The organism is Micromonospora echinospora (assembly GCF_900091495.1).
GTDB classification, from domain to species: domain Bacteria; phylum Actinomycetota; class Actinomycetes; order Mycobacteriales; family Micromonosporaceae; genus Micromonospora; species Micromonospora echinospora.
On the sequence record NZ_LT607413.1, the window covers coordinates 2,477,939 to 2,495,830 of the forward strand.

Below are 17,892 nucleotides of genomic sequence, written 5' to 3' on the forward strand. Positions count from 1 at the left end.
GGGCCCGGCCACGCCCGGCGGCGGGGTCAGGTGAAGTCGTCGTGACCGTGCCGGTGGGCCCGGCGGACCTGGAGCGTCACCACCAGCAGGGCCACCGCCGCCCAGCCCGCGCCCACCACGACCTCCAGCGCCGCGTGGCCGAGCCAGGGCTCGCCGGCCAGCGCCGCGTGCACCGCCTGGAGGCCGTGCCGGACCGGCAGCACGGCACCGAGCAGATCGGCCACCGCGAGCCGGCCCGGTGGCACCAGGATCCCCCCGGCGAACAGGATCAGGTACGACAGCAGGTTGCCGATCAGCACGTCGGCCCGCCGGCCGACCGCGAAGGCCGCCGCGGCCAGCCCGGCGGCCGTCACGGTCACCGACATCAGGACGTACAGGGGCAGGAGCGGGACGAGCCGCAGGATCAGCCCGCCCATGCCGGTGAGCGCGCCGACCACGAGCAGGGACACCGCGCTGAAGACGACGCCGAGCAGGACGTACGGCAGAGCCCGCAGGAAGAAGATCACGAACGGGTGCATCCGTCCGCTGCGGACCCGGTAGAAGGTCCCGTTCCACTTGTCGTTGCCCGGGATCTCCCCGACCGCGATCACCCCGGCGAGCGGCAGGATCACCGCGAGCGACCCGACGAACGCGTACTCCCGCAACTCGGGGCCGCCGATCACGCCGCCGAGCAGCGTCATGAAGAGCGCCTGGAGCACCGCCCGGGGGATCAGGACGGTGACCACGATGTGCGGCGGGTTCTCGGCGTAGAACTCCCGTACGCCGAACCGTACGGTCTCGGCCGACCGGCCCAGGTGCTCAGCGACGGTCAAGGAGTGCCTCCCGCTTGGCCCGGCGGATGATCTGCCGGAGCGCGTACCAGCCGAGTGCGAAGTAGCCGACGGTCAGCGCCACCATGACGGCCAGCGAGCCGGCGGCGAAGCGACCGGCCGCGGCGGCGGTGAGGAAGTCTGTCGCCCACCGCAGGCTGACCACCGTCGAGATCCACCGGAGGCCCTCGGGCAGCAGGTCGATGGGGATCATGAAGCCACCGAGGATGTAGATCGGGTACATCAGCGCGCTCGACCAGTGGTTGCCGTGCCGGGTCAGCAGGAACAGGCAGGACAGCAGCATCCCCAGCCCGGTGCCCGAGACCGCGACCAGCAGCAGGCCGAGCAGCAACAGACCCGGCCGCTCCGCCCGCAGCGGCGCGCCCAGCAGTCCGACGGTGACGATCGTCGTCACCACGATCATCGGCAGCGTGTACAGGCTGGCGCCCAGACACTTGCCGAGCAGGATCACCTGCGGCGACCGGGTGCTGGTCACGTTGGCGCGCAGGGTGCCGGCGTGCACCTCGAACTGGAGGATGCCGCCGGCGGTCCAGATCGTGGCGCCCCAGAACGCCATCATCACCACGCCGACGGTGAACCGGGTGGTGGCCTCTGCGGTGAGCTGGTCGTTCGCGCCGACGGTGACCGCGAGCAGGACGACCGGCTGCACGATCCCCAGCAACACGGCGAACGGGCTGCCCCGCATCAGGCGGGTCTGCAACCGGAGCGAGGAGAACAGCACCCAGAGCCACTCCCGATCCGGCCCGGGGGACCCGGCGTGGTCGTCCGGCCGGACCGCGGCGGCGGCCCGGCTCACCGCCGACCGCCGAGGTCCAGGGTCGCGTACACGTCCTCCAGCCGGACCGGCGCCACGTCGACGTCCAGCACGTCGGCGTCGCTCAACACCCGGCTGAGGTGGGCGAACGAGGTCGGTCCCCAGTCCTGCACCCGAAGCCGCGCGGACCACACGTCGTCGTCCTCGACGATCCCGTCGACCAGCACGCCGACACCGCCGTCGGTCAGCTCGGACGGCACCTTGCCTCGGGCGCGCACCGTCACCACCGCCCGGTAGCCGGCGGCCCGCGCGAACTCGCCGGTCGTCATGTTCCCGCTGATGGTGCCGTCGGCCAGGACCAGCACCCGGTCCGCCAGCCGTTCCACGTCCAGCAGGTAGTGACTGGTCAGCAGGACGGAGACCCCGTCGTCACGGAGCCGGCCGATCGCCGTACGCAGCCGTTCCGCCTCGATCGGGTCGAGTCCGATGGTCGGTTCGTCCAGGAGCAGGACGCGGGGCCGGTGCACGGTGCCGATGGCGATGTGCAGGCGTTGCCGCATGCCCTTGGAGTAGGTCTCCACCGGTCGATCGGCGGCCCCGGTCAGCCCCACCTCGTCGAGCGCCGCCGCGATCCGCTCGGTGATCTGCCGTCGCCGTACGCCGTTGAGCATGGCGAAGAACCGGATGTTCTCCCGGCCGGTCAGACGGTCGTAGAGCCCCGTCTCGCCCCCGAAGATGACGCCGATCCGCTCGCGCACCTGCCGGGGATGGCGGACCACGTCGTGGCCGAGGATCCGCGCCGACCCGCCGGTCGGCAGCAGCAGCGCACTCAGGATCTTGGTCAGCGTGGTCTTCCCCGCGCCGTTCGAGCCGAGCAGCCCGACGACCTCCCCCTCGTGCAGCGTGAACGTGACGTCGCGCAACGCGCTCACGGTCTCCTTGCGGACCGTGAACGTACGGGAGAGCCCCGACACCTCCACCACCGGACGGGCCACGTGTTTCTCCTTCACTGGCGTCAGCCGGCCCGGTCCACCGCGACCAGCCGGAGTTCGGCGGTGTACCGCTGACCACCCTGGTCGGTGAGCCAACACTCGTCCGTGGCCGGCAGCATCTCGCTGATGGTCAGGCGGTGACCGGGACGGTCGGTGTCCAGCCGGCGCACCGCGGCGCAGAGCAGTTCCACCAGGGCGGGACTGTCGGCGTCGACGTGGAACGGCTTACGTTCCAGGGGCGACTTGACGAAGACCCGGGTGGGCAGGTCGCGGCGTCGCCACCAGCGGCGGGCGTGGACGTACCGGTCCCGCGTGTCGCGGACGGCGGCGAAGGTGAGCTCGTCGGCGGCGATCCGCCACTGTTCCCGCACCACGACCAGCCGGCCGAACCTGATCCGGGGCAGGTGCTCGTCACGGAAGAAGGACACCCGGGCCATCAGCGCGGTCTTCAACGGTTGCGCGAAGATCTCCATGAGATCGAACCGCTCCCCGCCGGGCACCCGGATCTCCCAACCGTCGGGCTGCTCGGCGACGGTCAGGTCGGCGCCGTTCAGCGGTCGTCCCCGGGTCGGGAACGGGACCCGACTGGTCAGCGCCACCAGGTGGTCCTGCGGACGGACCAGCGCCCGTTGGGTCCGTGGCACGAGGTTCGCGCCGGCCTCCATCGGGGCCATGACCAGCAGTCGTGGCCGGGGGAAGTCCAGGTCGACCTCGCGCAGCAGGTCGTCGCGGTGCGGATGCAGCCGGGCGAAGTAGGCGTAGTCCAGCGAGTTGACGCCCAGGTGCAGCTCGCCGAGGACCGGGGTGAAATCGCCCCGGACGACGGCGTCCGCGTCGGACGCGGCGATCATGAAGTCGGGGCTGGCGTACCGCCCCTCGCCCCAGCCGCTCGCCGGGGCGACGAAGACCCGCTCGACCTCCGGGCGCAGCAGGTCGGGATCGACGTCGAACCGACGCGCGCCGGTCGGCCACGCGAGGATCTCCCGCCAGCGCCGTCGCGCCTCGGCGGAAACCTCCTCGACCAGGTCGTCGAGCGCGGAACCGAGCAGTGGGATGCACTCCAGCCACAGCGAGGCCAGGTCGACCGGACGTCCGCCGCCGCGCTGGCGGACCCGCTCGTACGGTTCGCGTACCCGCTCCAGCAGCCTGGTCCGCACCTGCCAGCTCAGCCACCTGCCCGCCTGGAGCAGCAGGTCGACCGGGCTGAGCGCGGCGAGCAGGTCGGTACCGACGGTGAGTCGCAGGTCCCGCCGGCAGTCCTGCACGACCAGCGTCCGGCCGCCGTACGTCTGACCGGCCCGCCGGACCGGCGCGGCGCCGGTCAACGTGGTGAAGGTGTCTGCGGCGCGGTCGAGCGCGGACCGGAGCGAGTCCGCGTCCCCGTTCCGGTCGATCTCCCGCCGGGCCCGGTCGAGGCGGGCCACGGCGTCGGACGCCGGTCCACGCACGGCCGGATCGTCGATCGTCTCGACCAGGGCGCGGAGCTGGTCGAGCGAGTCCAGGTCGCCACTGGTGTCCACGTCCCACAGCACCCAGCGCCGTCGGCGTAGCCCGTCCAGGACCGGGAGCAACTCCTCCGCCGGGCGGCCCAGCTCCGCGCCGGCCAGGGCGACCACCGCGTGCGCCGTACGTCGTCCGTCGCAGTGCGCGAGCAGGGCACGGGCCACCGGGTCGACCGGTTCCGGTCGTCGACCGGGCAGGGCCGCCTGCGCGCCGTCCCACCACAGGACGGGTGCCCGGCGAGGGGCCAGCCAGGGCGCCAGGCGGCGGTCCCGGTTCAGCTCACGGGCGAGCAGGTCGACCGCCCAGGGCTCCACGTCGGTCCACTGCCGGTCGGTCAGGGCCGGGCCGTGCCGGAACCGGACGGCGGTCGGGCCGTCGTCGGACAGCCGGCCCCAGACGGCCGGTCCGAAGAAGCCGATCGAGTCGTTCTTGGCGCAGTACCGCTGCCAGTAGCTGGTCACCAGCCGTTCCCGGGACCGCCGCTTGGCTGCGGCCCGGTCGTCGTCGAGCGGTTGGGCCAGCAGCGGGGTGAACGCGGTGTCCAGCACCCCCGGGTTCTGCCAGGTGACCGCCGCCCGGAAGCGCTCGTCGGCGGCGATCTCCCGGATCGCGACCCGTTCGCGCCGGGTGGCCGCCGCCCACAGGGCGTCGAGTCCGCCGTCGGCCGGAGCCGTCCCCCGGGCGGGCGTGTCGCCGTTCGCCGCGTCGACGGCGGCGGCCAGGGCGGGCTGCGTCAACCGCGACAACCCGGAGGCCGGGAAGCCGGCACTGCGGACGACGAGGTGCGTCCACCACACCCGACGCCCGTCGGCGACCGGCAGGCGGTCGGGCTCGGCCGACTCCGGCCGGTCGCCGGTCACGACACTGCTCCGGGCGGCACCGGATCGGTCGGTGTCAGGTCGACCATGGCGATGCGCAGTTCCGAGGTGTAGCGGTTGCCGTCGGCGTCGGTCAGCCAGAGCTGGCCCGGGTCCGGCAGCATCTCGCTGACGGTGATCAGGGCCTTGTCGTCCGGCTCGGCGGTGCGGAGCCGGCGCAGCGACCGGGCCAGCATCCGCACCGAGGTGGGGCTGTCGAAGTCCACGTGGAACGGCTTGTCCTCACCGGGCACCTTGACGAACACCCGCTGCGGCAGGCCCGTCGAACGCCACCAGCGGCGGGCCGCCAGGAACAGCCCGGCCTCGTCCTTGACGGTGGCGAAGGCCAGGTCGTGCGGGTCGAACCGCCAGGTCTCCCGCGCGATCACCATCCGGTCGACGGTGACCCGGGGAGTGTGGGCCCGTTCGGGCAGGATCCGGAACCGGTCCAGCACGACGTCGGTGAGGATCTCCGAGAAGAGGTCGAGCACGTCGAACCGCGCGCTGCCGTCGGGCAGCACCGCGACCACCCGGTCCGGTTCCACCTCGACGGTCAGGTCGACCGCCGGGAGGGTACGGGGACGGGCCGCGTCCACCGTGTGGTGGGCGAGCACCACCACGTAGTCGTCCTCGCGGGTCAGCGCCGAGTGGGTGCGGACCGAGAGCCGGCCCACGTTCTCCTTCGGCAGCGCCGGCAGCAGGCGGGGCGTGGGGAAGTCCTCGGTGAGGCAGTCGAAGAGCTGCTCGGCCGCCGGGTGCTGGGTGACGAAGCAGTGGTGTCGGCAGGAGTTCAGGCTCAGGTGCATCTCGCCGAGGACCAGGGTGAACTCGCCCCGGTTGAGCGCGGCCAGGTCGGGCGCGGCGATCATCACGTCCGGGCTGCAGTAGCGGGCCCCGCCCCAGCCCGACCGGGGGGCCGCGAACACCTCGGCGACCCGGTCGGCCAGCTCCGAGCCGGCGTACGTGACGGTGGCCCGGTCCCCCGAGTGGTCGAGCAGGGTGTCCCAGCGGCGCTGGAACTCCGCCTGCACCCCGTCGGCGACCCGCGCCGACTCCTGGTGCAGCCGGGCCATGCAGTCGAACCAGAAGGTGCTGAGGTCCAGCGTTCCGCCACCGCGCTCGATCGCGGCCGAGGCGATCCCGCGCAGCACCTCGGTGACCCCCCGCCCGACCTTGTAGGTCAGCCACCGCGCGCTGGTCAGCAGCAGCTCGATGGGGCGCAGCGCGTCGAACACCTCGGCGCCGAGCACCAGGTCGACCGCGCGGCGGGCGTCGTGGTAGACGAGCGTGCGGCCCGCGTACGCCTTGCCCTCGTGCCGGGTGGCGGCGGTGCCGGTCTCCTCGACGAACCTCCGATCCAGCTCGCGCAGCGCGGTGACCAGGCGATCCGGGGCGGCGTCGGCGGTCGCCGCCCGGACCGCCTCGCGGGCGGCGAGCAGTCGCTCCAGCCGTCCGGACTGGGTCCGGGCCAGTTCCGGGTCGCCGATCCGTCGCAGGGCCCGCTCCAGGTAGCGCTCCGGCCATGGGGTGAGCGGCAGCTCCAGCTTCCAGCTCGCCAGCCGTCGCCGGCACAGCCGGTTTAGGGTGTCGAACACCTCGGCGTCGTCGGGCCGGCCGGGCACCTCGGCGCGGACCACGGCGGCCAGCTCCACCGCCGGGGTCACCCCGTCGCAGTGGCGGAGGATCGACGCCTCCAGGTCGGTCAGCGGGATCGGTGGCCGGCCGGGGAGCCGGGCGGTGTTGCTGTCGAGCCGCACGTACGGCATCCGGCGCGGGGGCAGCCAGGCCGGCATGCCGGGCTCGGCGGCGATCACCGTCGCCAGGCGGTCCATGGCCCAGGACTCGAAGAACACCTCGAAGCGGTCGACCAGGCCCGGCCCGGCGGTCAGGGTGGTGGCGGGCCGGTCGGGATCCAGCCGGGTCCAGCCCACCGGGCCGAAGAACCCGATGGTGTCGTTCTTGAGGCAGTAGCGCTGCCAGTAGCCGGCCACCAGCTCCTCGTGCTGACGGTGGTTGCTGTGTCGCCGGTCGGTTCCGAGCCGGCGACGCAGCAGCGGCTCGACCGCCGTCGCCAGAGCGCGGTGGTTCTGCCAGCCGAGGGCGAGCCGGAACCGGTCGCTCCGGGCGACGTCCTGGAGCGCGGCCCCCACGCGGAGGATCTCCCGTTGGAACACCGCCCGGTACGTCTGGTCCTGCTCACCGCCGGCCGGCGCGTCGAGCGCGGCGTCGGCCGCGCGTCCGATCTCGGGGGAGGCGAGCGCGGCCAGCCCGGCGGCGGGGAAGCCCGGCGCCCGCAGGATCACCTGGTTCCAGGCAGCCCACCGGCCCGAGGGGAGGGTCACCCGGCGACCCGGTTCGACGGCCCGCCGGGAGGCGGCGGTGGATCCGGGAATCATCGCCACGTCTGTCGCTGGATCGTGTCTCATCGGGACAGCCCTTCCGAAGCGATGCGGATCGCCACAGGGTGCGGGGGGAGGGGGACCTGTCGACCCGCGTGATCTTACCTGTCGATGGAGATCCGCCAAGGGGATCGGGCGGGCCGAAGGAGACCGGACGGGGTGCGTCGACACATGTGGTGAGCAGGGGGGAACCAGAGCGTCGACCATCCGTGCGTGCTGAGTGTTTGCTCAGTCGTCCGGCCCGGCGGGCGATGCCGTCGTGATCCTCCGACCACCCACCGTGGTCGCGGCCCTCCAGTGGTCGGGGATGCCGGTAGGGTCTGCACGCATCGACGCGAAACACGGAGGACCCATCCGCCTGCGGCCGCTGGTCGCGCAGGATCTGCACATGCTGCGCCGGTTCGCCGTCGAGCCGGGCCTCGTCGGCCTGGACTGGACCGGTTTCCGGGATCCCGAGGCGCCGGTGCGCCGGTTCCACGTGGACGGTCACCTCGGCGCGAGCACCCGGCTGCCGTCCCCGGACGACTCCTACTGGAGCCCGGAGCGGATGGGCGACGCCGGGCCGGCACCGATGCCGCCCCGGTGAGGCGTGGCCCGCACCGGGGCCCCTGACGTCGTCCGGCCCGCCCGGCCTCCACGCCTCGCGCCGAACGCCTCGCGCCGAACGCCTCGCGCCGGACACATCGCACCCGGACATGGCGCGGTCCGGCCCCGGTGCCCGGGGAGGGGCGGGGCCGGACCGCGTGCCGGATCAGGCCGGGCGGAGCGCGTTGCGGCGCATCCAGCCGATCCCGTCGCTGGCGCAGCTGCACGACACGGACACGTACCACTCCAGCTCGCTGGTGTTGTAGTGCTCCATGCAGTAGCCGCCGCCGACCCGGTCACCGGAGTTCTTGACCTTCAGCGCCGGATCCATCCGGGTCGGCAGCTCGTACACACCCGCCGACGGCCAGGTGACCACCCATTCGCAGGTGGCGGCGGTGATCGGGGCCCCGCCCGGCTGCCCACTGGTCGTGCCACCCGGGGCGGCGCTGGCCGGCGTGGCGAGGGCCAGCAGGCCGGTGAGCGCGGAGGCGATCCCGATCGCGGCGAGAGGCTTGCGCATCTGTCGTCCTTCCATCGTCAGTGACATCTACAACAGTCAATACCAAAAGAAGGAATCGCGAAACGCGAAAATGTCATGACTTTGCTGCGGTGGCTCTCGTCCTGGCCGGCGGTCCCAGCGGGCAGGCCTGGGCGGTCCGGCAGTACGAGTGGCCGCCGGGTCCGGGGGGAGGTGTGTCCGGCGGTCAGACCGTGCCGACGAACTGGCTGACGTGGTACGCGGTGCTGCGGCCGTCCGGGGTCCGGGTCCACTTGGAGACCAGCAGGTGCAGGTCGTTGGCCTTCCGGCTGGACCAGGGGTGGATGAAGCCGCCGTACAGCCCCGGTTCCTGCCAACTGGTGACCTGGATCTTCTCCGGCGTCCACGCCTGGTCCGGGCCGGTGGCGGTGCGGGTGACGATGTTGCCCGTCGCGCAGTTCAGGTACGACATCACCCACGTGCCGTCGGCCAGCCGGCGCACGGACGGCTCGCCGAACCGGCCGTTGAGGATCGGGCTGCACGGCCGGCCCCAGCCCCAGTTCGAGCCGTTCCAGCCCCACCCCTCGTACGACTCGGGGTAGAAGAGCCGGTCCCAGCGGACCCGGCGCAGCATCATCGGGCCGTCCTGCCGTCCCGACCGCACCGAGAAGACGTAGACCCAGTCGCCGTCGCGTTGCATGGTCCACATCTGGAACGGGTCCTTGTTGTCCGGCGTGTTGAACCACTTCAACGGCGTGCGGATGAAGTCGTTGCCGTTGTCGGAGTAGGCGATCCCGGCGTACCGCGACTTCCAGTGCGGCCCGGCGGGGCCGGCGGAGTTCCAGTTCTCGATGCTCATGTACGAGATGAGCTGCCGACCGGTCTCCGGGAAGCTGATGCCGTCGTTGGGGATGACGGTGACCTCCCACAGGCCGTCGATGCCGATGCCGTTGTGGCCGTTGTGCATCACCTCCGGGGCCCGGCCGTTGCCGGCCACCCGCGCCGCGCTGTCGAAGACCACCCCACCCGCCGCGCCCGGGTGGACGGCCGAGCGCAGCATCACCGGTGAGCGCCAGTCGTTCGGCAGCGGCGGCCCCTCCGGCCACGGCGTGTCGAAGGTGTCGCCGAAGAGGTAGCCGATGGAGCCGTTCTCCAGCACGTACGGGATGCCCAGGTCGGTGCCGGCCACCCGCCAGCGGCTGTTGGTGTCCAGGTCCGCGCCGGTCAGCCGTTTCTTCCAGGCGGCGGCCTGGGCCGTCCCGGGCAGCGTCAGGGCGGACCCGGCCACGCCGGCCGCACCCACCACGGCGATCCGGCCGAGCAGTGATCGGCGCTTCATTCCCATGACTCGTCCTTCCGGTCCGCCACCGACTCGTCGACCGACGGTCTTCCGGGTGCCGGAGCGCGGTGGCGCCCGCAGCGTGCCGGTGAGAACGCCGACTGCGGACGAGTGTCGAGCCAGAGTATGACGAATGTCAATGTAAGGCGTCCTCTTTCGGGGGCTTTCCTGCTCGTCGACAACCCGGCGGCCGCTGCCGGTCGACGTCTGCGAACAGGGTGATCCCGCGCCATGTGGGATCTCCACATAGTTATCATCATCGATATCTGGTAGGAATCCTGCAAGCCGGCTTGTCAACTCGCAGAATTCCACCCCCCCTCGCGAACGAACGGGAGCGCCATGTCCCCCACCCGATCCGGTCCACGTCGTCGCCTGCTCACCCTGCTGGTCGCCACCGTCGCCGCCGTGACCACCGCCCTCGGCCTGGCCAGCCCGGCCTTCGCCATCAGCCACTCCAGCGCGACCTCGCAGCTGCGCGCCGCCGGGATCTCCTGGACATCCAGCGGCGGATGCAGCGACCGGAACAACCCGACCTGTACCTCCTTCGACGGCATCCGTCAGGCGACCATCGACGGGATCATCACGTTCAAGCGGGCCAGCGGCTGCGCCATCACCATCACCGCCGGCACCGAGACCGGCCACGCCGGCGGCACCTACAGCCACTGGAACGGCTACAAGGTCGACATCGGCCTGACCACCTGCGTCCAGAACTACATCTCGGCGCACTACACCTATGTCGGGTACATCTCCGGCTTCGGATACCAGTACCGGGCGCCCTCCGGCAACCTCTACACCAAGGAAGGCAGCCACTGGGACATCCTGTTCTACACCTGCGGCTGCTGATCCGCTGTACGCCGGCCGGCACCGGTCACCGGTGCCGGCCCGGTCGTGCGCCACACGTCCACCCACCCGGCGGGTTCGACCGCGTCGGTCACCCCGCGCCGAAGCAGACGAAGGCGGCGGCGGTGGCGTGCGCGGCCCCCTCGCCGGTCCCGAACGCCCGCTGGGCCCCGGCCAGCGCCACCGCCGGGCCGGCACCGGCCCGCATCCGCCGGTGCAGGTCCAGCATCAGCGCGGTGGTGAGATCGGCGGGCACCGGCAGGACGGTCGCCACGAGGCTACGGGTGCCGAGCGCCAGCAGCACCGCGGTGAAGCCCATGACCTCGTCACCCGGCCGGACGGCGGCCCGCCCGGAGTCGCACGCCGAGAGCACCACGCACCCGGGCGGGCTGGTCAGCCGCTCCAACTCGTAGGCGGTCAACGGCCCGTCGGCCAGTTCGAGAGTCGAGAAGAGCGGATTGTCCGCCCGGAACCGGCCGTGCGCGGCGATGTGCGCCAGCCCGGCCCCGTTCAGCGCGTCGGTGACCGCGTCGGCGGTGGCCGCGGCTCCGGTCAGCGGGCGGGAACCGGGCAACACCGTGCCGAGTTGGCGCACCTCGTCCTCGGCGGCGGGTAGCCGGGGCCCGGCCACCAGCACCGGCGGCCCGGCCGGCCCGACCCGGCCGGCGGCCCGCAACCAGGCCGTCGCCGAGGGCGCCACGGTCACCGCGCGGCCCGCACAGGTCGGCAGACCCGACCACGGTACGGCGTGCAGCGCGCCGATCGGGACGATCACCAGTGGACGGTCCCCGAGTCGACGGCGTACCGGGTCGAACAGTTGCCGGTCCAGCGTGGCGGCAGTGTGCGCCACCCCGGCCCGGGCGTCCGCACCGTCGCCGGTGGTGACCAGCCGGCGTAGCCCGAAGCGGTGCAGCCGGGCGACCCGTACCGCCTCGGCGACCGGTCCCAGGTCGTGCAGGGTCGCCCGGCCGTCCCGGACCAGCACCGCGCGCAACCGGTCCCGGTGCGCGACCAGCTCCAGCAGGACGGCGTCCCCGAGCGCCGGAGCGAGCGCCCGCACGCCGGGCGGCCGGAGCAGTTCGCCCCCGCCGTCCACACCCCGGGCCAGTTCCCGGATGCGCTGCTCCAACCGGGCCTGGCTGCGCCGCAGCGCCTGCACCGGGTGCCCGGTGAGCAGGGCGTCCTCCAACGCCGTGCTGACCATCCGCAGCTCGGTCAGGGCGGTGGCCAGGTCCGGGTCTCCCGGTGGGGAGACCGGACGCATCCGCAACGCGTTGGCCCGCCACCGTTCCGCCCAGGCCAGCACCCGGGTCGCGGTGCCCCGCCGGACGGCGATGTCCAGCCCCTCGGCGGCCAGCTCCTGCCCGTATGCCCCGCTGTGCGCGCGCAGTTCCGTCGCGCCGAGCGACGCCCGGTGCCCGTCCAGCACCGCCAGTCCCCGGCGCAGCGCCCGGGCCGCCCCGGACTCGTCGCGAGCCAGCCGGTGCCGCAGGGCCAGCGCGTACCACCCCTGGGCGCGGCGGGACGCGGTCCCCCGGCGACGGGAGTCCGCAGCCGTCGCCAGCAACCCGGCGGCCCGGCCGGTACGCCCGAGCGCGGTGGCGAGCCGGGCGGCCTCGATCCGGGTGGTCAACGCCGGGCCGGGCCAGCCGGTCGCGTCGAGCTGGTCGGCGGTCCGCACCATCGCGGCGAGCAGGGCCGGCGACCGGACGCCCTGGGCGTACCCGGCCCGCAGCTCGACGTGTCGGGCGAAGGTGGCCCAGGTGCGGCGGCCCTGCCGGCGGAACCGGCTGCGGGCAGCCGCCGCGGCTTCGGTGGCGGTCACGAGATCACCGGCGAGCAGCGCCGCCCGGGCCCGGGCCAGCAACGCCTCGGCCAGGTCCGAGGCCATTCCCTGGCGGCGCAGCTCGGTCACGGCGGTGGCGGCCACCTCGACCGCCTCGTCGATCAGCGGTACGGACAGCAGCAGTTCGAACCGGTCCAGCAGCAGGGCCGGGCGGGGTACCGCGAGCCGCCGGTACTCGGCGTCGACCGCCGCGAAGCAGCGCAGCGCGCCGGCCACGTCACCGCGCTGCCCGGTGGCGATGCCGCTGTTCCACTGGGCGTCGGCGGCGGCCAGGTCCAGCCCGAGCCGGCTGAACGCGGCGGCGGCCCGGTGCAGGTCGTCGTCCGGGCCCCGACCGGAGCCCCGGTGGGCGTTGAGCAGTCCCCGGTTGTTGCGGGCCCGGGCCTCCAGCAGCAGGTCGCCCTCGCGCTGGGCGATCTCCACGGCCACGGCGTAGTCCCGGACCGCCTCGTCGAACCGACCCCGGTAGTGCAGCACGACGCCCCGTTGCATCCGGGCCCGTCCGGCGTCGGCTCCGGTGAGCAGGGGGAGGGCGAGGGTCACCGCGCGCAGGGCGGCGGTGGTCCGCCCGGCGTTGGCTAGCACGTACCCGAGGCTCATCCGGGCCAGCGCGCGGAGCCGGGGGTCGTCGGTGACCCGGACCGCGCGGCGCAGGTGGCGCAGCGCGCCGGGGAGGTCGTTGAGTTCCCGCAGGGCCAGACCGATGGCACGTTCGGCGGTCGAGCGCTCACCGGCGTCCGCCGGGCCGGCGAGCACCCGCCGGGCGGTCGCGATCGCCTCGTGCGGGTAACGCTGGACCGCGTCCAGGGCGGCCTGCGCCGCGACGGCACCGGGAACGGTGCGGTCGGCCATGCGGAGAAGAATCCCCGAACGACGCGCTCCGGTCAACGACACCGGCCGGCCGGCTCGTGATCAACAATTGACACAGGGCAATATTTTGAAATAATCGTGCTGCTCGGAGAGCACTTCCGGCCGCCCCGCCCGTCCTCGGCCACGCATCTTCCACCCGCCTGGAGGTCCGGTGTCGCCCGACCACCGAATCGTGCCGTTTCCCCCCGGTCGGGTCTCCCGCCGGCGGTTGGTGGGCTGGACCATGCTGGCCGCCGCCGCGGTGCCGCTCGGCGCGCTCGGGCGGCCGGGTCCGGCCCGGGCCGCGGACGCCCTCGACCAGGCCTACCAGCGGGCGTTCCTGGAGGCCGTGACCGCCGATCCGGCCGTCCGCCGGCACACCACCGTCGGTCGTGAGTTCCTCTACCGTCCCCGGCAGTTGCTGGCCGCCCCGCAGGACCTCACGCGGGTGCTGAACCGGCTACGGAGCTGGGGCCACCAGGTGACCGAGGTGACCGGTTTCGGCGGAGTGCGCCGGCTGCTCTTCCAGCAGGAGACCGACATCCCCGGCGTGGTGACGAAGCTGCGCGACCCCCAACAGTGGCCGGGACAGCCGGTCCCGCTGGTGCAGCCGCACCACGTGCTGCTCGGGTTCGGCAACATCATGGGCAATCCCGGCGGACCGCCCCGGGTCGGCGCCGCCCTGCCGGCCCCCGATCCGGCCCGGATCGGTGAGGGCGCCGGGGTGACCGTGGGGGTCTGCGACACGGGCATCTGGCGTCGGGCCGGCACCGTCCACCCGCAGTGGCTCGGCGGCAGCTACCTCCCCGAGGCCGACGACGAGGATCCGCTCTACCTCGGCGGCACCCAGCTCGCCCTCCAGGGTGGACACGGCACCTTCGTCGCCGGAGTGGTCCGGCAGGCCGCCCCGGGCGTCCGGCTCGACCCGGAGGCCGCGCTCGCTCCGACCGGGATCGGCGACGAGGAGAGCCTGGTCGCCGCGATCCGGCGGCTCCGCCCGGAGGTGGCGGTGGTCAACCTGTCCCTGGGCTACTTCACCCAGGACGACCAGCCACCCCTGCCGGTGGCGAACACCCTCGCCGCGCTGCCCGCCACGGTGGCCGTGGTCGCCGCCGCGGGCAACGCCGGCACCACCCGGAAATCCTGGCCGGCCGCGTTGGACCCGGTGGTGGCCGTGGCGGCGGCGAGCGCCGGGCCGACCGGTCCGGTGCCGGCCGACTACAGCGGTCGCGGCACCTGGGTGGACGCCTCCGCCCGGGGCGACCGGCGCAGCACCTACGTCGACGGCGAGCTGTACCTGCCCGGCCAACCGGCCCAGGTGTTCCACGGCTTCGCCACCTGGATCGGCACCTCGTTCGCCACCGCGCACGTCTCCGGACGGATCGCCGCCCTGATGACGGCCACCGGGCTGGACGCGGCGGCCGCCGCAGCGCTCCTCGTCGCCGGCCCGACCTGGCAGCCCGGCTACGGCGTGCTGGTCGAATGAACACCTCCGACGACACCGGGCGCGGCACGCCCGCCCTGGTCTCCGCCGCCACGGCCGGGGACGAGTCGGCCTGGGCGGAGCTGGTCCGCCGCTACACGCCCCTGGTGGCGACGGTGATCCGCAGCCACGGACTGGACCGGGCCGACTCCGCCGACGTGAACCAGACCGTCTGGCTGCGCCTGGTGGAACAGTTGGGCCGACTGCGTGACTCGCACGCGTTGCCCGCCTGGCTGGTCACCACCACCCGGCGGGAGTGTCACCGGCTGCTGCGGCTCGGCCGGCGTACCCAACCCTTCGACCCGTACGACGACTCGGTCGACGGGCACGTCGGGGTCTTCCTGCTGGTCGATTCGGCCGCCCCGGACGAGGACCTGCTGCGGGCCGAGCGCCGGCAGGCCCTGCGGGACGCGTTCGCGCAGCTGTCGCCCCGCTGTCGGGAACTGCTCGCCCTGCTGGCCGGGGATCCACCGGCCAGCTACCGGGAGATCGGGGAGCGGCTCGGCATGCCGGTGGGCAGTGTCGGGCCGACGCAGGCCCGTTGTCTGGCGAGGCTGCGGGACTGCCCGGCCCTCGCCCCGTACGTCCGACTGTCCCCGGGCGGGGCGGAGGGGACCGGAGGTGAACGTGATGGAGCAGTGGCCGCCCGCCGGTGACGACGCGCTGCTGGTCGAGCTGGGCGCCGCCCTGCGCGACCCGGGGCCGGTCTCCGAGGAGTTCCTGGACGCCGCGCTGGCGGCCTTCAGCTGGCGTACGGTCGACGCCGAGCTGGCGCTGGCCGAGCTGACCTTCGACTCGGCCTGCGACCGGGAGCCGGCCGGACTGACCCGTTCCGCCGGTGCGGAACGGACGTTGACCTTCCGCAGCGGGACGGTGGTCGTCGAGCTGGAGGTGACCGCCACGGGCATCGTCGGGCAGCTCTCCCCGGCCCGCCCCGGCCGGGTCAGCGCCCGGACCGCGACCGGTCAGTACGAGGACGCGCCGGTGGACGCGGTCGGCTTCTTCTCGATGGGGGTGCCACCGTCCGGCCCGGTGCAGTTCCGCGCCAGCACCACCGGGTACGCCGTCCGGACCTCCTGGGTCTCCCTGCGCTGATCCCTTCGGGCCCAGCCGCACCGCTGACCCGGATCGGATCAGCGCAGGGAGACCCACCGAGGCGCCGCCGCGCGCGGAGCAGGCGGAGCAGTCCCGTCCCGACACGCCGGAACGGAGGTCGCGGGTCCCGGCCGCGACCTCCGTTCCGCCCCCTCGCCCCTGCGGCTTACCGGGCGGCCACCTTCACGTCGTAGCGGACCCCACCCAGGTCGGCCCGTTCGGCACCGAGGCTGTTCGGACCGAACTGGGTCACCCGCACCGCGATCGGCTCCTTCGTCACCGTGGTGGCGGTGAAGCTGAGCGACAGGGCCAGCTTCTCGTTCGCGTTGAGCATCAGGTTGTCCAGGCTGGCCTGCCCCGGCTCGACGATCTCGATCTGGTTGCGGCCCACGTCACGGATGCCCTTGCCGGCCTTGCCTCCCTGGAGCCAGCGCTGGTACAGCGTCGGCCCGAGGTCGGCGACGAGCCGTCCACCGGCGGTGTTCAGCGGCGCTCCGACCTGGCTGAACACCAGGCTATTGCGGTTCGCCCAGGTCAGCGCGTTACGGATGCTGTACGGCCGGATCTGGGCCTGCCCACCGGCGACCAGCTCCACCGAGTCGACGTTACGCCAGGCGATGTTGTTGTTGTGCAGGGCAGAGACGCTGATCTCCGGAGCCTCGAAGGTCATCGGGTCGTTGGGGGAGACCCAGCGGGTGGCGAGGCAGAAATGCCCGGGGCCGGGCACGTTGTCCCACGGAATGGTGACCGTGGTCGAGCCCGCGGAGACAGGCACCTGCATCCAGCCGATCTGGGTCCAGTCGCTCCGCCAGGCCGCGCTGCCGCCCGGGGTGCTCCGGTAGACCTCGATCCGGCCCGTCTCCGTCGCGCCGGTGCCGTACGGACCGGGGTTGCGGAGCGTGACGAAGATGTAGTTCCGCTGGCCGACGATCGGGTTCTGACTCGTCGCGCATTCCTCGGCGGTGGGGCAAACCTTGATGTCCGGGCTCTCGTGGAGCGGGCCGAAGCTGTGCGGCTGCATCCCCGAGTCCGACGGGTGGTCCTTCATGTAGACGTCGACGGGTTCGGCGAGGATGCCGCTGTCGTCCGGCTGGTCGAGCGGCGCCGCCGTGGCCGAGGTGACCGAGAGCAGCAACGCCGTCGCGGCTCCGGTGACCAGGGTGAGGACGGATCGACGGACGCGTGGCGTCAGACGTGTGGTCACGGGTTTCCTCCCGGTGGTGGGGTGCCGGGGCCGGCGGGGGCCGGTCCGGGCGGACACCCTTACCGAGCCGGATCGACGAAGAAAAATACCTACCGAGTCCGGGCGTGTTGTCAGATGGCGAAATTTCGACTTCCCGGGCAACGTCGGCTCGTCTTACACGACCTTCGTGAGCGACACGACGAACAACCTGTTCGAGGCGGTCCAGGTCTACCGGCCGGGTCTGCTGACGTAGCAGCGCTGGACCGTGCCAGGGTGGACAGCGAGGGCCACCCCACGGCACGCCGATCCGAGAGGCCCCGCTAGTCGTCGTCGTTCTCGACGACCGGCTCGCCGTTGACGCAGCGTATTTTCAGTTCGTGTTCGCCGGACGGCCCGACGAAGCTGACCTCGACATCGTCGTCGGGCCCCCGGTCCTCCTCGCCGACCCGGTAGTTCTGCGCAGGTGCCCAGGAGACCAGCCGTGCCCCGTCCGGGCCGCACTCGGCCACCGCACTGCCGCCGGTGGTCGCGAACACCCGCCGTACCGCCGTGGGGGTGGTGGGCGGCGGGGCGGACGGGCCGGTCGACGGCGGCGGTTCGGAGCCCGGCGGCGAGACCGAGGGGACCGGTCCGGGCGTGGTCGGCTCCGGGGCGGACAGCGCCCGCCGGACCTCCTCCTGGCTGCGGACCCCGCCCGGGGTGCCGGCGATGCTCTCCCCGACCAGGCGGATCGCGGCCACCCCGACCAGGGTGACCAGCACGGCGGTGACCAACCACCCGGCGACGGCGAGGAACGGACGGCGCATGCCCCGACTATCCCCGATCGCGGGTTGGGGCGAGCACCGGACGACGATAAGGG

General features: G+C 73.2%; 15 protein-coding genes and 1 pseudogene. 6 read left to right on the top strand and 10 right to left on the bottom strand.

All coding sequences use genetic code 11. The features are described from left to right. Positions 1 to 26: 26 nt before the first annotated feature. From GA0070618_RS11320 to GA0070618_RS11340, 5 genes are read right to left on the bottom strand one after another with little or no spacing between them, the layout of a single operon-like run. Complete coding sequence (locus tag GA0070618_RS11320; RefSeq protein WP_088981596.1) at positions 27 to 812, bottom strand: ABC transporter permease; 786 nt, start codon at positions 810 to 812, stop codon at positions 27 to 29. Continuing rightward, on the bottom strand, positions 799 to 1,626 hold the full coding sequence (locus tag GA0070618_RS11325; RefSeq protein ID WP_088981597.1) for an ABC transporter permease: 828 nt from the start codon (positions 1,624 to 1,626) through the stop codon (positions 799 to 801). The genes GA0070618_RS11320 and GA0070618_RS11325 overlap by 14 nt, the downstream gene beginning before the upstream one ends. After that, positions 1,623 to 2,579, bottom strand: coding sequence for an ABC transporter ATP-binding protein (locus GA0070618_RS11330; protein WP_197701747.1), 957 nt, complete (start codon positions 2,577 to 2,579; stop codon positions 1,623 to 1,625). The genes GA0070618_RS11325 and GA0070618_RS11330 overlap by 4 nt, the downstream gene beginning before the upstream one ends. A 20-nt stretch (positions 2,580 to 2,599) precedes the next feature. Continuing rightward, positions 2,600 to 4,939, bottom strand: coding sequence for a lantibiotic dehydratase (locus GA0070618_RS11335; protein ID WP_088981598.1), 2,340 nt, complete (start codon positions 4,937 to 4,939; stop codon positions 2,600 to 2,602). Further along, a complete protein-coding gene (locus GA0070618_RS11340) occupies positions 4,936 to 7,332 on the bottom strand; it encodes a lantibiotic dehydratase (protein ID WP_143740444.1) in 2,397 nt (798 codons plus the stop codon). Before GA0070618_RS11340 ends, GA0070618_RS11335 begins: the two co-directional genes overlap by 4 nt. Before the next feature lie 310 nt (positions 7,333 to 7,642). On the opposite strand from GA0070618_RS11340, the gene GA0070618_RS11345 reads away from it, so the two are divergent. After that, complete coding sequence (locus GA0070618_RS11345; RefSeq protein WP_157748941.1) at positions 7,643 to 7,921, top strand: hypothetical protein; 279 nt, start codon at positions 7,643 to 7,645, stop codon at positions 7,919 to 7,921. Between the two features lie 165 nt (positions 7,922 to 8,086). Here GA0070618_RS11345 and GA0070618_RS11350 read toward each other — a convergent pair whose 3' ends face one another. Continuing rightward, complete coding sequence (locus GA0070618_RS11350) at positions 8,087 to 8,440, bottom strand: glycosyltransferase (RefSeq protein ID WP_088981601.1); 354 nt, start codon at positions 8,438 to 8,440, stop codon at positions 8,087 to 8,089. Positions 8,441 to 8,624: 184 nt separating this feature from the next. After that, complete coding sequence (locus GA0070618_RS11355; protein ID WP_088981602.1) at positions 8,625 to 9,743, bottom strand: DUF4185 domain-containing protein; 1,119 nt, start codon at positions 9,741 to 9,743, stop codon at positions 8,625 to 8,627. Positions 9,744 to 10,076: 333 nt separating this feature from the next. Here GA0070618_RS11355 and GA0070618_RS11360 point away from each other — a divergent pair, with 333 nt between their 5' ends. Beyond that, positions 10,077 to 10,580, top strand: a complete 504-nt coding sequence (locus tag GA0070618_RS11360) for a hypothetical protein (protein ID WP_088981603.1) — start codon at positions 10,077 to 10,079, stop codon at positions 10,578 to 10,580. A gap of 88 nt (positions 10,581 to 10,668) precedes the next feature. On the opposite strand, the gene GA0070618_RS35170 is transcribed toward GA0070618_RS11360, so the two are convergent. Continuing rightward, a complete protein-coding gene (locus GA0070618_RS35170) occupies positions 10,669 to 13,275 on the bottom strand; it encodes a CHAT domain-containing protein (protein ID WP_088981604.1) in 2,607 nt (868 codons plus the stop codon). Positions 13,276 to 13,465: 190 nt separating this feature from the next. Between GA0070618_RS35170 and GA0070618_RS11370 the strand changes: the two genes are divergently transcribed. Genes GA0070618_RS11370 through GA0070618_RS11380 form a run of 3 tightly spaced genes read left to right on the top strand, consistent with a single transcriptional unit; the run spans position 13,466 to position 15,850 of the window. Next, positions 13,466 to 14,758, top strand: a complete 1,293-nt coding sequence (locus GA0070618_RS11370; protein ID WP_231931704.1) for a S8/S53 family peptidase — start codon at positions 13,466 to 13,468, stop codon at positions 14,756 to 14,758. Further along, a complete protein-coding gene (locus GA0070618_RS11375; RefSeq protein ID WP_088981605.1) occupies positions 14,755 to 15,411 on the top strand; it encodes an RNA polymerase sigma factor in 657 nt (218 codons plus the stop codon). Before GA0070618_RS11370 ends, GA0070618_RS11375 begins: the two co-directional genes overlap by 4 nt. Beyond that, entirely contained in the window at positions 15,386 to 15,850 is a 465-nt protein-coding gene (locus tag GA0070618_RS11380) for a hypothetical protein (protein ID WP_088981606.1), read from the top strand. Before GA0070618_RS11375 ends, GA0070618_RS11380 begins: the two co-directional genes overlap by 26 nt. A gap of 166 nt (positions 15,851 to 16,016) precedes the next feature. On the opposite strand, the gene GA0070618_RS11385 is transcribed toward GA0070618_RS11380, so the two are convergent. Continuing rightward, positions 16,017 to 17,054 (bottom strand): hypothetical protein, encoded by a 1,038-nt coding sequence (locus tag GA0070618_RS11385; protein WP_143740445.1) that lies wholly within the window; start codon positions 17,052 to 17,054, stop codon positions 16,017 to 16,019. A 127-nt stretch (positions 17,055 to 17,181) separates the two neighbouring features. On the opposite strand from GA0070618_RS11385, the pseudogene GA0070618_RS35510 reads away from it, so the two are divergent. Then, positions 17,182 to 17,268 (top strand): annotated as a pseudogene (locus tag GA0070618_RS35510) (non-reducing end alpha-L-arabinofuranosidase family hydrolase); the annotation flags it as partial. A gap of 85 nt (positions 17,269 to 17,353) precedes the next feature. Here GA0070618_RS35510 and GA0070618_RS11395 read toward each other — a convergent pair. Then, positions 17,354 to 17,839 (bottom strand): septum formation initiator, encoded by a 486-nt coding sequence (locus GA0070618_RS11395; protein WP_088981609.1) that lies wholly within the window; start codon positions 17,837 to 17,839, stop codon positions 17,354 to 17,356. Positions 17,840 to 17,892: the final 53 nt, after the last annotated feature.

Bases quoted from the DNA above. Each gene is read 5' to 3' on its own strand.
- GA0070618_RS11345 (WP_157748941.1), top strand. From the start codon at position 7,643: ATGCCGGTAGGGTCTGCACGCATCGACGCGAAACACGGAGGACCCATC.
- GA0070618_RS11350 (WP_088981601.1), bottom strand. From the start codon at position 8,440: ATGCGCAAGCCTCTCGCCGCGATCGGGATCGCCTCCGCGCTCACCGGC.
- GA0070618_RS11340 (WP_143740444.1), bottom strand. From the start codon at position 7,332: ATGATTCCCGGATCCACCGCCGCCTCCCGGCGGGCCGTCGAACCGGGT.
- GA0070618_RS11360 (WP_088981603.1), top strand. From the start codon at position 10,077: ATGTCCCCCACCCGATCCGGTCCACGTCGTCGCCTGCTCACCCTGCTG.
- GA0070618_RS35170 (WP_088981604.1), bottom strand. From the start codon at position 13,275: ATGGCCGACCGCACCGTTCCCGGTGCCGTCGCGGCGCAGGCCGCCCTG.
- GA0070618_RS11375 (WP_088981605.1), top strand. From the start codon at position 14,755: ATGAACACCTCCGACGACACCGGGCGCGGCACGCCCGCCCTGGTCTCC.
- GA0070618_RS11395 (WP_088981609.1), bottom strand. From the start codon at position 17,839: ATGCGCCGTCCGTTCCTCGCCGTCGCCGGGTGGTTGGTCACCGCCGTG.
- GA0070618_RS11355 (WP_088981602.1), bottom strand. From the start codon at position 9,743: ATGGGAATGAAGCGCCGATCACTGCTCGGCCGGATCGCCGTGGTGGGT.
- GA0070618_RS11380 (WP_088981606.1), top strand. From the start codon at position 15,386: ATGGAGCAGTGGCCGCCCGCCGGTGACGACGCGCTGCTGGTCGAGCTG.